Origin of the sequence: Steroidobacter sp. (genome assembly GCF_036406195.1) — a bacterium.
Classification (GTDB): domain Bacteria; phylum Pseudomonadota; class Gammaproteobacteria; order Steroidobacterales; family Steroidobacteraceae; genus Steroidobacter.
The window spans coordinates 479,079-498,240 of record NZ_DASWVW010000061.1 but is presented as its reverse complement, the minus strand read 5'-3'; the positions used below and the strand labels follow the sequence as shown (position 1 = coordinate 498,240).

Here is a 19,162-nt window from a genome sequence, read left to right as displayed (position 1 = left end):
TCGCTCGCAAGTAACGCGCCGTATACCGGCGCCGATCCGCCGTTCACCGGTAGTTGCTGGCAAGCCTGCCCGGCAGTCCTTAACTTCGGAGCCCATGGTCGTCAATCCGTCCTCGCCCTGCGCCTCATATGCTCGCGCCCGCTCCGGGGCGGCAGCCATGATTGCAGGCGGCGATGACCGCTGGAGTTGCTCGATGAAAGATGAATCCGCACACCACCCGCCGCGCCGCTCCCGGCTGGTGGTGGGCATTTTCCTGCTGATCATGGGGGCGCTGCTGCTGGCGGTGAACCTCGGTTACAGCTTGCCGTGGGGCTGGTGGCGATATGTGCCGTGGCTGCTGATCATGGTCGGCGTATGGGGCCTGGCGGTGCCGAGCCGGCACCTGGATCGGGTCGGCGGCGTGTGGCTGCTGGCCGCCGGCCTGTATTTGCTGTTTGGCATTTTCGACTGGTGGGGCCTGGGCTGGGGCGGCGCGTGGCCCATTTTCGTGATCGCGGCCGGCCTGGGTTTCATCCTGTACCGGCATGACGACCGGCCACAGACGAGCGACCAGCGGCCGCCGGGAAACGGTGTGTCATGAACCAGGGCCCATCCGACCACCCCGATTCCCATCGAGATCCGCCGCCGGCCGAGCCGGACGATCACATCCATGCTGAACACAGACGGGCCGATCACAGCCAGGCCGATCACGGCCACGAGTGGCAATCGCGAGCGCGCTTCGGGCGCAACCAGCACGATGTGTTTTCCACCCGGCTGATCGTCGGCCTGTTCATCATCTTTCTGGGCGGCGCGCTGCTCGCCGACAATCTGGGCTGGTTCGATGCGCGTCACCTATTGCGGAGTCTCTGGCCGCTCGCGCTCGTAGCAGTGGGCGTGGCCATGGTCCGCCATCCGGAGCAGAAGCGCAGCCGTAACTGGGGCTGGGTGCTCATTACGGTCGGTATCTGGATTTTCCTCGACAAGATCGGCTGGATTCACGTCAGCGTGGGGCAGCTGATCCTGCCCGGCATCCTGTTGTTCGTCGGCGGCACGCTGGTGTTTCGATCGTTATCGGGGCCCCCCAGCGGCGACAGCGCGAAGCCAACCCCCAGCAAGACCACCACGACCGGCACCCACGGTTTCACCAGCAGCAGCAACGGCCCGTCGGCCACCAGCACCAGCTTCGGTAGTGCCTCCACGAGCGATCAGGCCGAGTTCGTGCGCGCATTCGCGATACTCTCGGCGCATGAGCTGCGGCCGGTGTCGAGACCCTTTCGCGGCGCCGATCTCAATGCCGTCATGGGCGGAATCAAACTGGATTTGACCAGCGCGCGCATGGAAGGCGATACCGCCGTCATCGAAGTGTTCGCGTTCTGGGGCGGCGTGGAGATCTTCGCGCCGCCGGACTGGACCGTGACCAGCGAAGTCACCACGTTGCTGGCGGGATTCATCGACAAGCGGCGTCCCACCAGCGTCGTGCCGACCAAACATCTGGTCATCAAGGGCACGGTGGTGATGGCCGGCGTGGAGATCAAGAATTAATGCACCCCATCTTCCAACACCGCAGGCGGCTGCTGCTGTACCTCGGGGTGTGGGTGGTGTTCGGCCTGTTGCTCACCGTCGTGTTCGTGTTCGGGGGCGATGCGCCGGTGGCCTGGTCCATCGAGTTCGCAGTTCCGGTGGCGGTCATACTCGGCCTGCAATCGCTGTCGTTCTGGTACGTCGTGCAGGCGACGCCGGCCGACGACACCCCCGTGGTGCGCATGGCCGTCATCTGGGCGATCGCGGGACTGGTGTCGCTGATCGTGTGGATCGCTATCGCCTACGCCTGGGCGATGTGGCTGGAGCCCGAAGGCGAGGTGCATCCCGAGTCGGCGACGGGCATCCTGCCGTTGCTGATATTTGCAGGAGCGATCGGCATGTCGCTCGCGGTGCTCGGGCATTATCTGGCCGGCGCATTTCAGCGCTCGCGCAATGCCGAGCGTCGCGCGCTGGAGTTGCAGGTGCTGGCACGTGAGGCGGAGCTGAAGTCGCTGCGTGCGCAGCTCGATCCACATTTCCTGTTCAACAGTTTGAACTCGGTGGCGGCGTTGATCGGCAACGACACGCAAGCCGCGCGGCAGATGTGTTTTCTCATGGCGCAGTTCTTTCGCAAGAGCCTGACGCTGGCGCGGCAGCAGGCGATACCGCTGGCCGAGGAGCTGTCGCTGGCCGAAACTTTCCTCGCCATCGAAAAGGTGCGTTTTGGCGACCGGTTGCGCGCCCGTTTCGATATCGCCGATGACGTGAAGGATGTGGCCGTGCCGCCGCTGATGTTGCAACCTCTGGTGGAGAACGCAGTTCATCACGGCGTCGCGCATCTGCTCGAAGGTGGCGAAGTGTGCGTGCAGGCGCGGCGGCGGGAAGGTTTTCTCGAGCTCGTGGTCGCCAATCCCTGCGATCCCGACCGCCCCCCGTCGCGCAGCACCGGCGTGGGGCTGGTCAACGTGCGCTCACGTGTAGAAACATTGTGCGGTCATCGCGCCAGCGTCGATGTCGATGCCAGCGAGACCGCGTTCCGAGTCTCCATCCTGCTGCCTGCCGTGAGCAGTCATGCCGCCCACTCTTGAAGGAAACGACCGTGCGCGTCCTGATCGTCGACGATGAAACCCTGGCCCGTTCCATCCTGGCCGAGCACCTGGCCAAGGTGCCCGACGTGGAGATCGTCGGCCAGGCGGCCAATGGCTTCGAAGCGGTGAAGCTGGCCGAGGAAATCAGTCCCGACCTGATGTTCCTCGACATCCAGATGCCTAAACTATCAGGCTTCGAGGTGCTGGAACTGCTGGGCGAGCGTGCGCCCGCCGTGATTTTCACGACTGCCTTCGACGAGTTCGCGCTGCGTGCGTTTGAAGTGCACGCGGTGGACTATCTGTTGAAGCCGGTCGAGCCGCCGCGCCTGGCGGCAGCCGTGGAACGCGCCGCCGAGCGCCTGCGGAACAAAACGCCTGCGCCGTCGGCCGAACAATTGTCGGCCGCGGCCCGGCCGCCGGGGCGGGCGCTGGAGCGCATCCTGATTCGCCATGAAGGCCGCGTCCACGTGCTGCCGCTGGATCGCATCGATTTCATCGAGGCCCAGGACGATTACCTGTCGTTCGCGGCCGGGGGCAAGCGCCTGCGCAAGCAGCAAACCATGAGCGACCTGGAAACTCAGCTGGACCCTACGCGTTTCGTGCGCATCCACCGCTCGTTCATCCTGAACGTGGAACGCCTGGCGCGCATCGACCTGTACGGCAAGGACAGCTGGCTGGCCATCCTGTCGGACGGCACCAAGCTGCCGATGTCGCGGACCGGGCACACCAAGCTGAAGGAGCTGATCGGATGAACTCATCCACATCGGAGACCCCTGGAGGGACCAACGCCATGACCGAGACTCAATCCAACCCGCCGCCGCGTTCAGAAGAATTTCAGTTCAGCGGCGATACGCTGCTGGCCAAGATCAAGGAGATCATCCGTGCCGGCAACGTACGCCGCGTGATCATCAAGAACGAGGAGGGCCGCGTCCTGATCGACATTCCGCTGACTCTGGGCCTCGTGGGCACCCTGCTCGCGCCGCAACTCGCCGCTATCGGCGCGGTCGCCGCGCTGGTGCTCAAGGGCTCCATCGTCATCGAAAAGGAAGTCGAAACGCCGCCCACCGTGACCCCTTCGATGTGACCTGCCCGATGCTTTTCGAGCCAATGTTTTTCGAGGTTTCCAGACGAGGCGTTGCACCGTGAGGCGCATCAGCATCGTGGCGTTTGGCGCGTTGCTGTTTGCGCCTCTGCAGATAGTGCCGGCATCGTCGGACAGCGTGATCGATAGATATCTGCAGCACCTCGCGGCTGGCCTGCCGGAGAAGGTCGCCGAAGCTTTGCAACAGATCGATGGCACGCCGCGGCGGTTGTTGGCGGTGCGATCGTATCTTCGCGCAGGCAGCGAGCTGCCGTCCCGCTGGAGTTGGTCGGCTGAGGAGATTAACGCACACAGCCGTTCGCACGAGTATCGCGCCTTGGTGAACGAGACACAGAAGGTGCGGGCGCGTTTCGAAGCACAGAATCCGGGATATACGCTGTACGCCAACACCCAGGTGCGCGGCCTCGAGCTGCAGATCACGCGATTCAATACAAACAAATCGGTTGGCAGGGTGGCGGCGTCATTGCACCAACATGCCATGGCGGAGATCGCCAAGCCCCTGTACGGCTCGCCGGAACAAGCCGATTCAGTGCAACATTTCAAACAATTCCTGACTCGTTGGCGCCCGCCAGCAGCGGCGCCGCTCGCGGCGCCGGGGATTTCTCGACACGGCCAGCTGCGGGCCATCGATTTCCAGGTGATGAAGGATGGCGCCATCGTGGCGTCTACCGACACGGGCACGGTTCGGCGCAATTGGGATGCGCCAGGCTGGACCGAGAAAGTACAGAAGGCGGTGGCGGGCACCAACTTCCGCGGGCCGTTGCAATCGCCCTACGAGCCGTGGCACTACGAATACGATCCTTGAGGCTGTCATGAGAACCGGGCTGTCATCTTCGCCGCTGCTGCTGGGGGTGGTGCTGCTCGCGGGGTGCACGGCGACCGCGCCTTCGAAAGTGCGAGTCGATATGGCCGAAAGCGGCTTGCCCAACTGCCAGTCGTTCGAATGGCTGCCTACTGCGCAACCCGCTTCCCTCACCGAACAACGGGTGAAGAGCGAAATCATGGCGCAGCTCAAGCAGAAGGGCTATGCCGAAGTGACCGAGAAGGGCGACTGCCGCGTCACGTACGTGCTTGATGTGCACGAGCGGCCGAGAAACAAGCCGCGCGTCGGCGTGGGCGCCGGCGGCGGCTCGCGCGGCATCGGTGGCGGCATTGGCGTGAGCTTGCCGATCGGCAAAAGGGACGAGCAGGCCGGTACCTTCACCATCGACATCGTGGACGCGGCGAAGAACGCGCAAGTCTGGAGCGGCTCAATCGATGCCACATTTGCCAAGGCGGAGTTGAACGAGGACGAGGCGCGCGAGGTCGTGGCGAGGGTCTTGGAGAAGTATCCGGATCGCGCGCCGAACGGCCGATAAATAAAGTTCGCAGCTCAGAGGCTCGGCGTGCGCACCGAGACGTGCGTCTTCTCGAACAACTCCTGGCACTGCACGCAGCGCTCCGCCGTCGGCTCCGCTTTCAGGCGAGCAATCGGAATGGGCTGATCGCAACTCACGCAATTGCCGTAAGTGCCAGCGTTGATCCGCTGCAATGCAGAGTCGATCAGTCGCAACTCTTCGGCGTCGCGCTCCATCTCCGACAGGTTGGTGTCGACCACCAACGTCGCGAACGAGTCGTCCTCGCTGTCGCGCGCACGCTGCGCGACCTGCCCTGGCGTTTCTTCCACGGACTTCGCGCGAGTTCGCTGCAGTTCATCGCGCAACTGATGTGCCCGCTCCAGTAGCCGGAGCTTGAAGTCCAGCATCTGTTGTTGATTCATGTCGCGTCACTCATGCATAGCCTCGTATGTAACCCACCGCCACGCGGCGGGTTCCTGTCGATCGCAAGGAAGGCGCAAGTGCTCGCGGCGCTGTCGGTAATACTTATTCAACTGCGCCGCGAGCACCTGCCGCGAGCACTCGATGTCATCGACGCTTGCGTTGCTGCTTGACCTTCATTGCGGAAGCCGTCATGCGGCCAAACTGCCGATCGCGAGCGCGACGCTCGCGAATGCTCATTTCAGCTAGGGCAGCCTCGCGTTGGAGTTTGTGATAGTTCGCGAGCCGGCGCGGGTCCAGTGTTCCGGCAGCCACAGCAGCCAGGACCGCACAACCCGCCTCCGACTCGTGGCGGCAATCACGGAAGTGACATTCGCGGGCGAGCGATTCGATGTCGTCGAAGACAGTTCGCAGGCCGCTGTCGATTGCTCCTACCTTCAGCTCCCGCATTCCCGGCGTGTCGATGACCCACGCGCCGCTGTCGAGAGGAAACATTTCTCGCGACGTTGTCGTGTGGCGGCCTCTGCTGTCGTCTTCACGAATACCGCGGGTTTCTTGCAGAGACTGACCCAGCAGTGTGTTCACCAAGGTCGACTTGCCCACGCCGGAAGAACCGACGAAGGCCACGGTTTGGCCGGACTGCAGCCAAGGTGCGAGCGCGGTTGCCGCTGTGTCATCCATCGCGTTCAGCGCAATGACGGGTGCGGTAGTGCTGACTGAACTCGCTTGCTCGATATAGGTCTCAGGCTGGTCGCAGAGATCCGCCTTGGTGATCACGATCACAGGTTCCACCCGGCCTTCGAACGCCAGCGCCAGATAGCGCTCCAGCCGCGACAGATTGAAATCGTCGTTGCATGAAGTGACCACGAACAGAGTGTCGAGGTTGGCGGCGATGGGTTGCAGGCGATGACCACTGCCCGCACCCTGACGCTTGATCAAAGAATAGGGCGCGATCGTGCGCTGTACGCGAGCAGCGTCGCGCTCGATCAATACCCAGTCGCCGACCGTGATGGGTCGTTCGAGCGAGCCGAGTAGTTGCGGTGGAACGCTGACCGTTGTCGTTCCCTGTTCGGACACGACAGTCAGTGCACTTCGATGCACACCAGTTACGCGGGCCGGGTGAGCGGTTTCGAGGTCGTCTAAGGTGAGTTGCTGCGAATGAAACGGACGCCAGCCGAGGCGGGCGAGGGAGAAGGTGGATGATGACATGCGTGAACCCCAAATTGAACGCGACAGCTCCGCTCCTCGTCAGAGAGGCGGGCGTAACAGCGCCGGGGTGAACGCAAATGGCGCGGAGGCGCCAGTCGGGTCAGCGGTGAGGGCCAACCACAGTGGTTTGCCGTATCGACCCGGCGGAGATCGCGGTTCGCACAGTCATGGTTCTCTGGACCTCTCCGGTATGGGTGATGAAGGAGCGGGCAGAGTACCCGCGTCGGGGTGTGGCTGGCAATGTTTGCTAAAAACGGCGCCCGGGGAGCAAGAATCTCGCCCGGGCGCGACTACAGCGGAGAAGTTTTGACCCGATGGCGGATCAATGCTTCTCGGCGCGAAACTTCTCGTGGCAGTTCTTACAGGTTTTACCGACATCGCCGAAAGCGGCTTGGATGGCGGCCGCGTCGCCACTGTCGGCGGCGGCTTGCAGCTTGGGGGCGGCGTCGCTGAACATCTGCATCGCCGCTTTGAACTCGGCAGGCTTGCTCCAGATCTCCGGCAGCGCCTGAGTCTTGCCGGCCTCGGGGCCGGAGCCCGCCGGAAACCACTTCTCCTGCTGGGCGGCGGCCTCGCTGACGACCTTGGCCGCGCTCTTCACCTTCGCCAGATCCGGCTTGCCGGCGCGCGATTGATCGCGGACCACTTTGAAGGCGTCGCCGAGATTGTGGTAGTGGTCGTGACGGGCCTTGTGGAATTCCTGCATGTTGGCCGGTTCGGAAGCCTGCGCCAGCAGCGCAACGGCGGGGACCAACAAAGTCGCGACAACAGCGGAACGAAGCACTCGATTCATGGATGACACCTGGCTATGGCTGGGATCGAGCCCGTGACTCGGAGACCGAGCTCAACGAGCCTGCCTGACAGTATCCTGACTTTTCCCGTCAGTAGGCAGATCATGAGCCGAGGCTGACAAAAGTTTAACGCGCGCCGCCAACTCGTGACCCAGGCCCGGCGCGTGCGAATTGCTCGCCGTAATCTGTGGGCTGATCGGGGGAGGACGAATGAAGAAGGTTCGCGCATGGATGCTGCTCGGGGCCGCACTGCTCGTCGGGGGCTGTGCGAGCGCACCGTCGCCGCAACTGCCGGCGCGTCCGAGCAGCACTCCAGACCTGTCGGGCCACTGGGTGCTGACTACCGAAAGCCAGATGGGCGCGCAGGACTCGCAGATGATCGTGCGCCAGAGCGGCAGCTCGTTGGTGGGCACCATTATCGGCGAGGCCGGCGAGGTCGATTACACGGGCTCGGTGCACGGTGCCGCGGTGTCGTTCGATTTCATCCTCGATGTTCAGGGCACGGCCCTGAAGCTCGACTACAGCGGCACGGTGGAAGGCGACACGATCACGGGCAAGGCTGTCTTCGGCCAGTTCGGCGAAGGCACCTTCACGGCGCGGCGGAAGTAGCGCGCCTGCCACTCATGAGGCCGAGCAGATCCTGGCGAGGCTCGATCCAGTCGGGCACGAAGGGCGGGCAGCTGGGCCGATCGTCGATCAGGATTTCCGCGAAGCCCAGCGCTTTCTCGCGGTCGTAACGCAGGTCGCCCAGCACCAGCCCTTCCTCGACATTCGCCAGCCAAGGCATGCGGATGAAGCGCAGCGCCGCGGCGGCTTCGCAGTGGGTCGATGCGAGAAAGGCCAGCCGGTCGCGCGGCGTGCTGATCTGCCCATACCATTTCAAACGATCGGAGCTGTCGCTGGGCACCGGCACGAGGGGTGCCGTGATCTCCATGTCGAGACTGCGGGTCAGGCATTGATCCGCCGTGAGCCATGCCGGGGCCAGCGCCAACATCGCGCGGCGAAGAACTACGTTGTCTGCTTCTCTCTGCAGCAGCATGACTTCCCAACATGCGGGATTGACCGGCATGGGCGTGACGATGCGATCGATCAAGGTGCTTTCCGGGAACTGTGCGTTGGCAATTGCATCGGCGTGCGTCCTTGCTGTGTGAGCGGTCAATACAAACATCGTCGTCACTCCCAGCCACAACATGACGCTGGCAGCGAGCGCGACGTGCGCCGGTGCGCGCTGGCCGATCAGCAACATCGCTGCCACGAGCAGCGCGTAGGCCGCGGCCAGAGCCTGGGGCACCATGCCGCTGAAGAAGCACAGTGCGATTGCCGCCACCATCAGCAGCAACACGGCGAAGCGTGCCAGATGCGTCTTGAAGATGAAGGCCAGCGGCGCGCACGCGGCCCAGAGCAGCGGCTCGATGATGAAAACCGAATCGCCGTGGAACCAGCGATTGTCGATGGGCCAGAACGGATGCACGCCGTAGTTGTTGCTGAAGTCCATGGCTATGTGAAGCAATGGCGTGAGCAGCAGCACCGCGGCCAGCAGCACGTAATCGGTGGAGGAAGCTTGCAGATTGCGCCGTCGTATCCACCAGCGCGTGATGGCAAAAACCGTGACGCCCAACAGCAGCGCGATCAGAACCGTATGCGTATGGCCGCGATGGTGCAACAGGTAGTTCACCTTGCCGCCGAAGAATGAATACAGCAGATCGGAGTCCGGCAGGTTGCTGCCGATCGCCGCCAGCGTCACACACAGGTTGCGGCGAGTCGTTGCCGGCAGAGTGCTGCGGCTGGCCGGTGCGACACGCGCGGCTACCTCGCCGACCAGCGTGCCGATGATGGTGTGAGTAATGTTGTCCATCCAGCCAGTGTAGCGGGTGCGGTCCAGCCGCGGCATGAGCAGCCCGAGGCGCGCATTGGTTGACACGGCCGGTGCCGCCAGGGCAAGCTGCGCTGAAAATCATCATCTGATGAATTAATACCGGAAGCAGCGCCGATCGAGGCTTGCCGCGCCGGCTGCGACCGCGCAGCAGATGCCGGCAAAGCGATCCATCGGAGCGACCTGGGATTTGCATTTCATAGGGGGCGGCGGCACGCGATGAGCGATTGCGCCGTGACTGGGCGCAATGACCTTTGCCATCGTCGTGCTTGCCTTGGTGTTGTTGATGCTGGCCGCGTATCGCGGTTACAGCGTCATTCTGTTCGCACCGCTGGCCGCCATGCTCGCGGTGCTGCTGACCGATCCGGCTGCCGTGCCCGCCGCGTTCACCGGCTTGTTCATGGAGCGGATGGTCGGCTTCCTGAAGCTCTACTTTCCCGTGTTCCTGCTGGGCGCGGTGTTCGGCAAGCTGATCGAGCTGTCCGGATTCTCGCAGTCCATTGCCGGCGCGGTGATCCGGTTGGTGGGGCAGGAGCGGGCGATTCTGTCCATCGTCTTGGTGTGCGCGCTGCTGACTTACGGCGGCGTTTCGCTGTTCGTCGTCGTCTTTGCCGTCTATCCGTTCGCGGCCGAGATGTTCCGTCGCGGCAATATCCCGAAGCGATTGATCCCGGGCACCATCGCGCTTGGCGCCTTCACCTTCACCATGGACGCGTTGCCCGGCACGCCGCAGATTCAGAACATCATTCCAACCACGTTCTTCGGCACGACCACTTGGGCCGCGCCGTGGCTCGGTGTGATCGGCGGCGCGTTCATTCTCACTTGCGGACTGCTCTATCTGAACTGGCGACGGCGGCAGGCGCTGAGCGCCGGCGAAGGTTATGGCACCGGCCATGTCAACGAGCCGGAGCAGGTCCTCAATGGCAGCGCCGCGCATCCGTTGCTCGCCGTTCTGCCGCTGCTGGTGGTAGGCATGGCAAATCTTGCGTTCACGCGGCTCATTCCACGCTTCTACCCACCGACCCTGGAGACTCAACTGCAGGGACTGGCTCAGCCGCTGGTCATGCAACTGTCCAGCGTCGTTGCGATCTGGGCCGTGATGGGCGCGCTGCTGATGGGCATCCTGACCGTGCTGGTGTTTGCATTCAGGCCGGTGGTCACGCGGTTTGCCGAAGGCACCAAGACCGCCGTGGGTGGTGCGCTGCTGGCCTCCATGAATACCGCGTCGGAGTACGGCTTTGGCGCAGTGGTCGCCGCGCTGCCGGGATTCCTGATCATTCGCAACGCCCTCATGTCGATTCCAGATCCGCTGGTGAACGAGGCCATCACGGTCACCACGCTGGCCGGCATCACGGGTTCCGCCTCCGGCGGACTCAGCATCGCGCTCGCCGCCATGTCGGAACAATTCATGGCCGCGGCGCAGGCGGCGGGCATTTCACCCGATGTGTTCCACCGAGTGGCGGCGATGGCCAGCGGCGGCATGGATACATTGCCCCACAACGGCGCGGTGATCACGCTGCTGGCGGTGACGGGGCTCACTCATCGACAGGCGTACAAAGATATATTCGCGATTACCTGCGTGAAAACATTGGCTGTGTTTTTCGTGATCGGCGTGTACTACGCGACTGGCATCGTTTGAGAGCGATACCCATGAAGAAACTCGTTTGCATATTGGCCCTGTCGCTGTTGACCCTGAACGCTCCGGCGTGGTGCGCATCGCTGCCGAAAGCTGCAAAGCCCGAAGACGTGGGCTTCTCATCGCAACGGCTGCAGCACCTGACGGACAAGCTCAACGACGACGTCGTCACTGGAAAAATTCCAGGCGCGGTGGTGTTGATAGCGCGCGACGGCAAGGTCGCTTATCAACAGACCTTCGGTTTCCAGGATCGCGCCGCCAGCAGCCCCATGCAGCCGGACTCGATCTTTCGGATCGCCTCCATGACCAAGCCGGTCACCATGGTGGCGGCGTTGATGCTGGCCGAAGAAGGCAAGCTGCAGTTGATGGATCCGGTTGCGGTGTATCTGCCGCAATTGAAGCAGCTGCAGGTGGGTGTGGAAGTGAAGGATGGCAGCGGCGGACGGAGCCTGCTGCTGGAGCCGGCGCGTCGCGAGATCACAGTGCAGGATCTGATGCGCCACACCTCGGGCATGACTTACGGAATATTCGGCGACTCCCTGGTGCAGCGAGCCTATCGAGAAGCCAACACCCTGGACGATCAACAAACCAACGAGCAATTGATCGACAAGCTGGCGCAGCTGCCATTGGCGTTTCAGCCCGGCACAGCCTTCGAATACGGGATGTCGAACGATGTGGTCGGCCGGCTCGTGGAAGTGCAGAGCGGCCTGGACCTGAATCGCTTCATCGTCGAGCGCATTGCTCGCCCCTTGGGCATGCGTGATACCGCATTCCTGCTCGACACTCAGCAAGCTGCGCGACTCGCCAGGCCACAGGCCGCACCAGGCGTGCCGACTTTTGGCGAATACAACGCTGCCAAGCCGCCTAAATGGTTCTCCGGTGGCGGCGGGCTGTTTTCCACGGTGGAGGACTACGCGAGGTTCTGCCAGATGCTGCTGAATGGCGGCGAGCTGGATGGTGTCAGAGTGCTGTCACGCAAGAGTGTCGAGCTCATGACCAGCAACCACTTGCCGCCCGATGTGAGCTACGGCGCGTTCACGTTGGAGCTGGGATTGACCGCGCCACTGCCCCAATATGGCCAGGGATATGGGCTCGGCGTTGGCGTGCGTCAGGAAGCCGGGCGCAGCATGGTGCCGGGCTCGGTGGGCGACTTCTTCTGGGGCGGCGCCACGGGCCCCTACTTCTGGGTGGACCCGCAGGAAAAACTGATTGCCGTATTGATGTTGCAGACAACGGACATGAGCTTACGCACTCACTACCGGTCGCTGCTGCGCAACTTGGTATATCAGGCGTTGCAGTGACATTCTGAGGCAAAACGCAAGCCGTGATAAGTCACGGAAAATCGCGTGTGTATCTAGATCACTACGCGTTGACCACCGCGCGCCGAGACGGCAGGCTGTGGTCGTGAGCACGTTGCCCGTCATTCGCGTAGATGGATCTGCCGAGTTTCTCAGTGGTGGCGGCGAGATGGGCGAGCTCATCCGCGCTTTCGACTGGGAAGGGACGCCGCTCGGCCGGCCCCAAGGCTGGCCGCAAGCGTTGCGCACGGCATTGCGGATCCTGCTTACGACCCAACACCCGGCCTGCGTCTTCTGGGGGCCGCAGCTCATTTGTTTCTACAACGACAGCTTTCGCAGCTCGCTCGGGCCCGAGCGGCATCCCGCCATGCTCGGCGCGCCACTGCGCGAAGTATGGTCGGAAACGTGGTCCGTGATGGGGCCGCAAATTGAGCGCGTGATGTCCGGGGCGGGCTCCACCTGGGCCGAAGATCACCTCGTCATGATCCCGCGCTTCGGCAAGCGCGAAGAAATCTACTGGACCTATAGCTTCAGTCCCATCGACGACGCCGGCGCAGCCAACAACGTCGGCGGCGTCATGGTCCTGTGCATGGAGACGACCAAGAAGGTGCGGGCCGAGCGGCAGCTCGCCTTCCAGCTGGCGTTGAGCGACAAGCTGCGCAGCCTGAGCGATGCCGCGGAGATCATGCTCACCGCGGCGGGGATGGTCGGCAGGGAACTGGGCGCGGGACGCGTCGGGTACGGAGAAATCGAGGAATCCACCAATACGGTCCTGGTGGTCTGCGATTGGACTCTGCCTGACATGCCGAGTCTGGCCGGCCGCCACCCGCTGAACGATTTCGGCGCGGGTTTGATTCGAGAACTGCGGATGGGCCGGATCCTGCGGGTCGAGGACAGCCGCAACGATCCACGGATCAGCGAGGTGGAGGAAACAGACATCTATCGCACCATCGGTTCGCGCTCCGGCATCGTCGTGCCGTTGATCAAAGGCGGACGGTTCGTGGCGGTCTTCTATGTTCATCAAGCCGAACCGCGCCGGTGGACGGACAATGAAGTCGCGCTGACGCGCGAAACCGCGGAGCGCACTTGGGATGCGGTCGAACGGGCTCGCGCAGAGAACGCCTTGCGTCAGCTCAACGCGACGCTCGAGCAACGTGTCGAGGACGCTTTTGCTCAGCGCAAATTGTGGAGCGAGCTGTTGGACTCGGTCACGGCATTGGTCGCCGCCGTAGGCAACGACTACCGTTACCTCGCGATGAACAAGGCCTATGCCGATCGCTTCGAGCGTCGCATCGGCGTGCGTCCCCAGGTGGGGCAAAGCCTGCTCGAAATCATGAAGGGGCATCGCGAGCAACTGGCGCTGTCCGGCAGTCGCTGGAGCCGCGCCCTGGCCGGCGAAGAATTCACACTGATCGAGCCGGACGCGACCAGCGAAGGGGACTCGCCGCGTCACTTCGAGATCACATACACATCGCTGCGTGATCGCGACGGTGCCGTCATCGGTGCATTCCAGTATGCACAGGATGTCACCGAACGGGTTCGCGACCAGCAGCGCCTGTCGGAGGCGGAAGAGTCGCTGCGTCAGTCGCAGAAGATGGAAGCCGTCGGCCAGCTCACGGGTGGCATCGCTCACGACTTCAATAATCTGCTGACCGGCATCATCGGTTCGCTCGACATGATGCAAAGAAAGCTGGCGCGTGGCCGACAGATCGATGTCAATGCGTATGTCTCGGCCGCGATGACCGCGGCCAATCGCGCCGCTGCGCTGACGCACCGGCTGCTGGCGTTCTCACGCAGACAGGCGCTCGATCCGCGTCCGGTGCATCCGAACCGGTTGATTCGCGGCATCGAGGAGCTGCTGCGCCGAACGCTGGGCGAGACCATCGCGTTGGAGCTCAAAGAAGAGCCGGATCTGTGGCTGACACGGTGTGACCAGAACCAGCTCGAGAGCGCGTTGCTGAATCTCACCATCAATGCGCGCGACGCCATGCCCGAAGGTGGCAAGCTCATCATCCAGACCTGCAACACCCAGCTCGAAGACCCGCATGAAGCGAAGTTGCGCGACGTCGTGCAGGGCGACTACATCTGTATCTGCGTCACCGATACGGGTGTCGGCATGACGCCGGAGGTGATGAGCCGGGCGTTCGACCCGTTCTTCACTACCAAGCCCATCGGCCAGGGCACCGGGCTCGGGTTGTCGATGATCTACGGCTTCACGCGCCAGTCGGGTGGCTACGCCAAAATTCAGTCGGAGGTGGCCAAGGGCACCACCGTCAAACTCTACTTGCCGCGTTTCCACGGCGAGCACCAAAGCTCACAAGAGCCGGAGCGGGTGCCAGTGATCCTCCAGCCCAGCGCGCGAGAGGAAGTCGTGCTGGTGGTGGAGGATGAGCAGGTGGTGCGCGACCTGGTGGTCGACTTGCTCACCGAGTTGGGCTATCGCTCGCTGCAGGCCGCCGACGGCCCGAGCGGCCTCGCCATTGCGCTGTCCGATGTGCGGATCGATCTGCTGATAACCGATGTCGGTTTGCCGGGATTCAACGGCCGTCAACTGGCGGATGCGGCCTGCGCGCACCGGCCCGGACTGAAGGTGCTGTTCATCACGGGCTATGCTCACAGTGCGGCCGTGAGCAACGACCTGCTCTCGCCCGGCATGCAAATGATCACCAAGCCATTCGCGCTGGAAACATTGGCCGAGCGCATTCGCGACCTGATCGAGAGCTGAGCCGCGTCGACTCGCTCGTTCATCATTCATCATCCAGCACCGTACGAGACAGCGGCGGCGTTTCGCGCTCGGGCTTGAACGGCCGGCGCTTGCTCTTCGGGCTCATGTAGTTTGCGACGCGTGCGAAGAAGTCGGCGAAGTCGTGCGGCGCCGAGCCCCGCAGGATCTGCTGGAGCGAGTGGAATCCCAGCGCCCGATAGCTTTCGAACTGCGATTCGCTGAACCACTGATCGGTGGTGGGCTCGTGCGGAAACGCATCGATCGTCCTGGAGTAGCTGTACACGTCATACGGGATGGGATGCTCGCCACGGCCGCGCAAAGTGGGTTTGATGTACAGCAACCGTCCCGGCGGCGTCCCCTGGTCGACCGCATCGTAGTCGATACGCGCCGTTGCGCAGTACAGTCCCTGCCTGGCGCTGCTGTTGGGGTAGATCTCGATTTCCTTCTCGAAGCGGATGGGAATGCCGAAGTCGATGCGAATCTTGCGAATGGCATTGCCCAGGTCGCCCAGCCTGGCTTCGGGGTCGCAGCCCGCGTCGCTGACCATGATGTAGCGGCAACGACGCAGCACCACTTCATACAAGCCGAGGTTGTCGAAGTGACCACCGTCGGAGAGGTTCACGTATTTGAAGTCCGGGGTGGTGTAACCGAACAACTCGCCCAACATGGGCGATAGCGCTTGCCGCGGTCCTGGCAGGTGATAAGCCTTGTCGCCTTGTGCGTTGGTGTTGCCCAACCATGCGCCCAGCCGCACGTTGAACAGCGACATCACGAAAGCCAGCGCCGGCGACGAACAATAGCCCATGTGCGGATTCGCCGCGGCCCCGGAGATTGTGACCGCGGTGCCGAGCGAAATACCGCCCTGTCCGCCGTAAGCGGCCGAAGCGCGATAGCCCTCATGGAAATTGCCGCAGTAGTACGGCGTGATCGAGAACGACTCGGCCTTGCGCTCCTGCCATGCAAGCTTGCCGTCGCGAAGCATGTTCAACGTGACATTGATCAGAGGCAGTAGTCGCTGCGCGCCAGCGGTCGGCCGCAGCTTGTGCATGCGCAAGTTGTCCTGTGCATCGAAACCGGTGAACGGATCCGGTTTGCGTTTGGTGTGAGACGCGCCGAGGTACGCACGAACCAGGCGATTGCGATAGAAGCCGTGCAACGAGAAGCGGTTCACGTTCACGACCAGTCCCATGATCAAGGCCGCGAGCAACAGGATGCACGGCAAGGCCCAGAACCACTCGAAACCCGTGTGCCGCAATTCCTTCTGACGCAGCATGGGGTCGGTGAAGATCTGCTCCGCCGCCACATTCGCGTTGCTCACGATCCAGCCACCGAGCGTGGCCGTGGCCCACGAGATTGCGATCACGACGCAGACGATGAAGACCGGCGCCGCCAGCGCCAGGCCGACTTGCTGCAAGATCGACGGCTTCTTCTCGGTCGACGGCGTCCGATCTCGGCTGCCCAGCAACGCGGCAGCCACGCCGGAGATGCCGCCGGCCGCGGCGACGAACGGTTTGGCGGCGTCGGTCACTTTGTCGAGCAGGAACTGGCCGAACAAACACAACCCGCTGACCACGATCCAGCCCACGGCGATTGCCAGAATCCAGCCGGACAAGCGCGCCCACCATTCGCGATCGCCATCATTGACCAGTGCCGGCGCCGCACCGGTCACGAATGATTCGCTCAAGCTGGCCAGTCCCACGAACAGCGTGCGTGCCAGCAGATACAGACCCAGCAGCACCGGCAGAGTCAGCATCACATACAAGCCCGGCTGGTTGTAGAACGGCAGCAGCAAGCCACGTACCGAGACCGCGAACAACAGCGCAATCGCCAGGCCGGAAAGGATCAGAGCGCCCAGCTCGAATTTCTCCGTGTGTTTGGATTCGGGCGCAATGTCATGACGCAAGCGATACAGCAACTCGACCACGACCCAGCCGAGCAGAGGAACGACCATGCACCACACTACCGAGAACACCAGGATGGGCCGATTCGCTGCGGACCAGAACGGCGCATCCAGTACCACGGCTGGCCCGTTTGCGTAACCGAGGCCGCAGAAGGACAGCAGCGCCGCAGCCGCAATCACCGGCAGCACACATAGCAATGCATAGCGGGCAGGAGGTGTATCCGGAGCGCGTACGCAGCGCCGGTGATAGTAGATGGAGAAGCTCGCAAGCAACTCGGCGATGAGCGACACATACAGCAGCGTTCGCCCCAGACCGGCGCTGACCGTGCTTTGCACGAGCAGATACACGCCCTGCGGAATCACGATCAAGGCTGCCAGCAGCGGCAAGATCACCAACCAGTTCAACAGCAGATTGCGCAGGATGGTGGCAGCCGCGGTCCAGGTGTCACCCGAAAACAGGCCCAGTCGCGGCGTGAGATAGTTGCTGAACTGACGCAGATGATCGACCGGCTTGGGCTCGGGCGCGAGCGGGTTCACCGGCTTGTCGGTGCGCTCGCCGAGCTCCGCGAACACTTCCTTGGCGGTGCCGGATTCTTGCTGCTGCCGATGAATCCACGCTTGCAGCCAGCTGGCGATATAGCCGCCGCCGGATACGCTCGACAAATAGTCGAACTCGGGCAGCAGCTTGTTCCTGGCCAGGGCCTGCAATACGCCGAGATTGAAGGTGGCGCTGCGAATGCCGCCGCCCGACAGGCACAACGCCGACAGCGGCGGCTGTGCTTTGTTGCTGTCGGCATCGGCATCGAGCGTGCCGATCATCTGGAACAGCTCGCGCAGATTGTCCTGAAACTGCGGGTCGGTGCCGGCGTCGTCGGGGCGCGCCGGATCGAACTTTGCCGGTTCGAACGCGCGTGACACGCAGTACTCCGGCCGCAGCGCTTGCAACTCGCGCCACAACACTTCGTTGAAGGTGGCGCGCTCGGCATTCGGCTCAGGCATGGCGAATTCCCTCGCTTGATGTTTGTTCTAGTCTGCCGCGCCCGCGATATTAATCCCGGGATCGGGCTTCCCGCCACGACCCCTTTGGCCAGAGCGATGGCCAGAGCAAACGAAGGTGCGCTGTCTGCCGCCCGGCGGCGGCAAAACATCAGAGCCTGGCTTCGCGTGTCAACAGTTCGTCGATGGTGACGCCGACCTCGGGCACGCCGCCGAACACGGTTCCCAGCCGGCCATCCCGGAAGTGCTGCAGTGACATCTGCGCCGCATGCTCGGGCAACGACACGAAGCCGACCTGCTCGGCGAGACTCGGTCCCTCGGTCAAGTAGAACTCGATGAGCTTGCGCACTTCCGGCCGCTGCGCGGACTTGTCGCTCACATAGATGAACAACGGGCGCGAGAGCGGCTGATAGGTGCCGTCGGTCACCGTGGCGTTGCTTGGCAATATCTGAGTGCCGTCGCCCTTCTCGATCGGAATGGCGCGCATGCGCTCCTTGTGCGAGGCGTAGTGGGCATAGCCGAAGTAGCCGAGCGCATTCTCATTGTGCTCGACGCCTTGCACCAGCACGTTGTCGTCCTCGCTGGCGGTGTAGTCGCCGCGACTGGATTTCGCCTTGCCCATGACGGCTTCGGTGAAATAATCGAATGTGCCGGAATCCGCGCCCGGCCCGAACAGCATCAACGGCGCATCCGGCCATTCCGGCCGCACCTGATTCCAGCGCTTGAGCTGACCTTGCGCGGCCGGTTCCCACATCTTTTTCAGGTCGGCGATGGCCAGCGACTTCACCCAATCGTTGGCCGGATTGACCACCACGGTGATGGCATCGAAGGCCACCGGCAGCTCCATGAAACCGATGCCCGCGGCCCGGCAGGCCGCCATCTCCTCCTCGAGGATGGGACGGGAAGCATTGGAGATGTCGATCTCGCCGCGGCACAACTTCTTGAAGCCGCCGCCGGTGCCGGACAAACCCACCGTCACGCGCACGGCACCGCGTTCTTCGATCTGGAATTCTTCGGCGACCGCTTCCGCGATCGGAAACACCGTGCTGGAACCGTCGATGCGAACCACTGGCGTGTCGCGGCCCATGCGCCCCTTGCCGTCCTGGTTGCCACAGCCGAGCAAAGCCACGCTGGTGGCAACAGCCAGGATCGCCAGGCGCCGTGCATTCATGAGCCAACCTCGTCAGTGAAAGGCGCGATTTTGCGGCAAAGCGGCGTCAAAGTCTTCCTACTCCGAAACCGAGGCTGGGTGACGCGCGTTGCCTCCTCGGACCGGTGGCGAGTGCC

At 63.1% G+C, this 19,162-nt stretch carries 17 protein-coding genes; 11 read left to right on the top strand and 6 right to left on the bottom strand.

Annotated elements, in window-relative coordinates:
• Window positions 1-193: 193 nt before the first annotated feature.
• Genes VGE08_RS25770 through VGE08_RS25740 form a run of 7 tightly spaced genes read left to right on the top strand, consistent with a single transcriptional unit; the run spans window position 194 to window position 5,048 of the window.
• Complete coding sequence (locus VGE08_RS25770; protein ID WP_331070807.1) at window positions 194-580, top strand: LiaF transmembrane domain-containing protein; 387 nt, start codon at window positions 194-196, stop codon at window positions 578-580.
• Window positions 577-1,521 carry a LiaF transmembrane domain-containing protein gene (locus tag VGE08_RS25765; protein ID WP_331070806.1) on the top strand — a complete coding sequence of 315 codons (945 nt, stop codon included), beginning with the start codon at window positions 577-579 and terminating at the stop codon, window positions 1,519-1,521. Before VGE08_RS25770 ends, VGE08_RS25765 begins: the two co-directional genes overlap by 4 nt.
• Window positions 1,521-2,588 (top strand): sensor histidine kinase, encoded by a 1,068-nt coding sequence (locus VGE08_RS25760; RefSeq protein ID WP_331070805.1) that lies wholly within the window; start codon window positions 1,521-1,523, stop codon window positions 2,586-2,588. Before VGE08_RS25765 ends, VGE08_RS25760 begins: the two co-directional genes overlap by 1 nt.
• Before the next feature lie 11 nt (window positions 2,589-2,599).
• Window positions 2,600-3,340 (top strand): LytR/AlgR family response regulator transcription factor, encoded by a 741-nt coding sequence (locus VGE08_RS25755; protein ID WP_331070804.1) that lies wholly within the window; start codon window positions 2,600-2,602, stop codon window positions 3,338-3,340.
• A 38-nt stretch (window positions 3,341-3,378) separates the two neighbouring features.
• Window positions 3,379-3,672, top strand: coding sequence for a DUF4342 domain-containing protein (locus tag VGE08_RS25750; protein WP_331070803.1), 294 nt, complete (start codon window positions 3,379-3,381; stop codon window positions 3,670-3,672).
• Between the two features lie 58 nt (window positions 3,673-3,730).
• A complete protein-coding gene (locus tag VGE08_RS25745) occupies window positions 3,731-4,495 on the top strand; it encodes a hypothetical protein (RefSeq protein WP_331070802.1) in 765 nt (254 codons plus the stop codon).
• A 7-nt stretch (window positions 4,496-4,502) separates the two neighbouring features.
• Complete coding sequence (locus tag VGE08_RS25740) at window positions 4,503-5,048, top strand: DUF4136 domain-containing protein (protein WP_331070801.1); 546 nt, start codon at window positions 4,503-4,505, stop codon at window positions 5,046-5,048.
• A gap of 14 nt (window positions 5,049-5,062) precedes the next feature.
• Here the strand turns inward: VGE08_RS25740 and VGE08_RS25735 are convergent, their stop codons facing one another.
• The 3 genes from VGE08_RS25735 to VGE08_RS25725 all read right to left on the bottom strand — a co-directional run bounded on the left by VGE08_RS25735 (window position 5,063) and on the right by VGE08_RS25725 (window position 7,449).
• Window positions 5,063-5,449, bottom strand: a complete 387-nt coding sequence (locus tag VGE08_RS25735) for a TraR/DksA family transcriptional regulator (protein ID WP_331070800.1) — start codon at window positions 5,447-5,449, stop codon at window positions 5,063-5,065.
• A gap of 145 nt (window positions 5,450-5,594) precedes the next feature.
• Window positions 5,595-6,656, bottom strand: coding sequence for a ribosome small subunit-dependent GTPase A (rsgA, locus tag VGE08_RS25730; protein ID WP_331070799.1), 1,062 nt, complete (start codon window positions 6,654-6,656; stop codon window positions 5,595-5,597).
• A gap of 322 nt (window positions 6,657-6,978) precedes the next feature.
• A complete protein-coding gene (locus tag VGE08_RS25725) occupies window positions 6,979-7,449 on the bottom strand; it encodes a cytochrome c (protein WP_331070798.1) in 471 nt (156 codons plus the stop codon).
• Between the two features lie 208 nt (window positions 7,450-7,657).
• On the opposite strand from VGE08_RS25725, the gene VGE08_RS25720 reads away from it, so the two are divergent.
• Window positions 7,658-8,056 carry a hypothetical protein gene (locus tag VGE08_RS25720; protein WP_331070797.1) on the top strand — a complete coding sequence of 133 codons (399 nt, stop codon included), beginning with the start codon at window positions 7,658-7,660 and terminating at the stop codon, window positions 8,054-8,056.
• On the opposite strand, the gene VGE08_RS25715 is transcribed toward VGE08_RS25720, so the two are convergent.
• Window positions 8,037-9,368 carry a metal-dependent hydrolase gene (locus VGE08_RS25715; RefSeq protein WP_331070796.1) on the bottom strand — a complete coding sequence of 444 codons (1,332 nt, stop codon included), beginning with the start codon at window positions 9,366-9,368 and terminating at the stop codon, window positions 8,037-8,039. The two genes, VGE08_RS25720 and VGE08_RS25715, sit on opposite strands and share 20 nt — an antisense overlap.
• Before the next feature lie 199 nt (window positions 9,369-9,567).
• Here VGE08_RS25715 and VGE08_RS25710 point away from each other — a divergent pair, with 199 nt between their 5' ends.
• The 3 genes from VGE08_RS25710 (at window position 9,568) to VGE08_RS25700 (ending at window position 14,979) form a co-directional block, all read left to right on the top strand.
• Window positions 9,568-10,959, top strand: coding sequence for a GntP family permease (locus VGE08_RS25710; protein WP_331070795.1), 1,392 nt, complete (start codon window positions 9,568-9,570; stop codon window positions 10,957-10,959).
• A gap of 11 nt (window positions 10,960-10,970) precedes the next feature.
• Window positions 10,971-12,257 carry a serine hydrolase domain-containing protein gene (locus VGE08_RS25705; RefSeq protein WP_331070794.1) on the top strand — a complete coding sequence of 429 codons (1,287 nt, stop codon included), beginning with the start codon at window positions 10,971-10,973 and terminating at the stop codon, window positions 12,255-12,257.
• Between the two features lie 103 nt (window positions 12,258-12,360).
• On the top strand, window positions 12,361-14,979 hold the full coding sequence (locus VGE08_RS25700; RefSeq protein ID WP_331070793.1) for a GAF domain-containing hybrid sensor histidine kinase/response regulator: 2,619 nt from the start codon (window positions 12,361-12,363) through the stop codon (window positions 14,977-14,979).
• 22 nt (window positions 14,980-15,001) lie between these two features.
• Here the strand turns inward: VGE08_RS25700 and VGE08_RS25695 are convergent, their stop codons facing one another.
• Both VGE08_RS25695 and VGE08_RS25690 read right to left on the bottom strand, forming a co-directional pair.
• Window positions 15,002-17,878: a patatin-like phospholipase family protein gene (locus tag VGE08_RS25695; RefSeq protein ID WP_331070792.1), complete on the bottom strand. Its 2,877-nt coding sequence runs from the start codon at window positions 17,876-17,878 to the stop codon at window positions 15,002-15,004.
• A gap of 148 nt (window positions 17,879-18,026) precedes the next feature.
• A complete protein-coding gene (locus VGE08_RS25690; protein ID WP_331070791.1) occupies window positions 18,027-19,046 on the bottom strand; it encodes a PstS family phosphate ABC transporter substrate-binding protein in 1,020 nt (339 codons plus the stop codon).
• Between the last annotated feature and the right edge of the window lie 116 nt (window positions 19,047-19,162).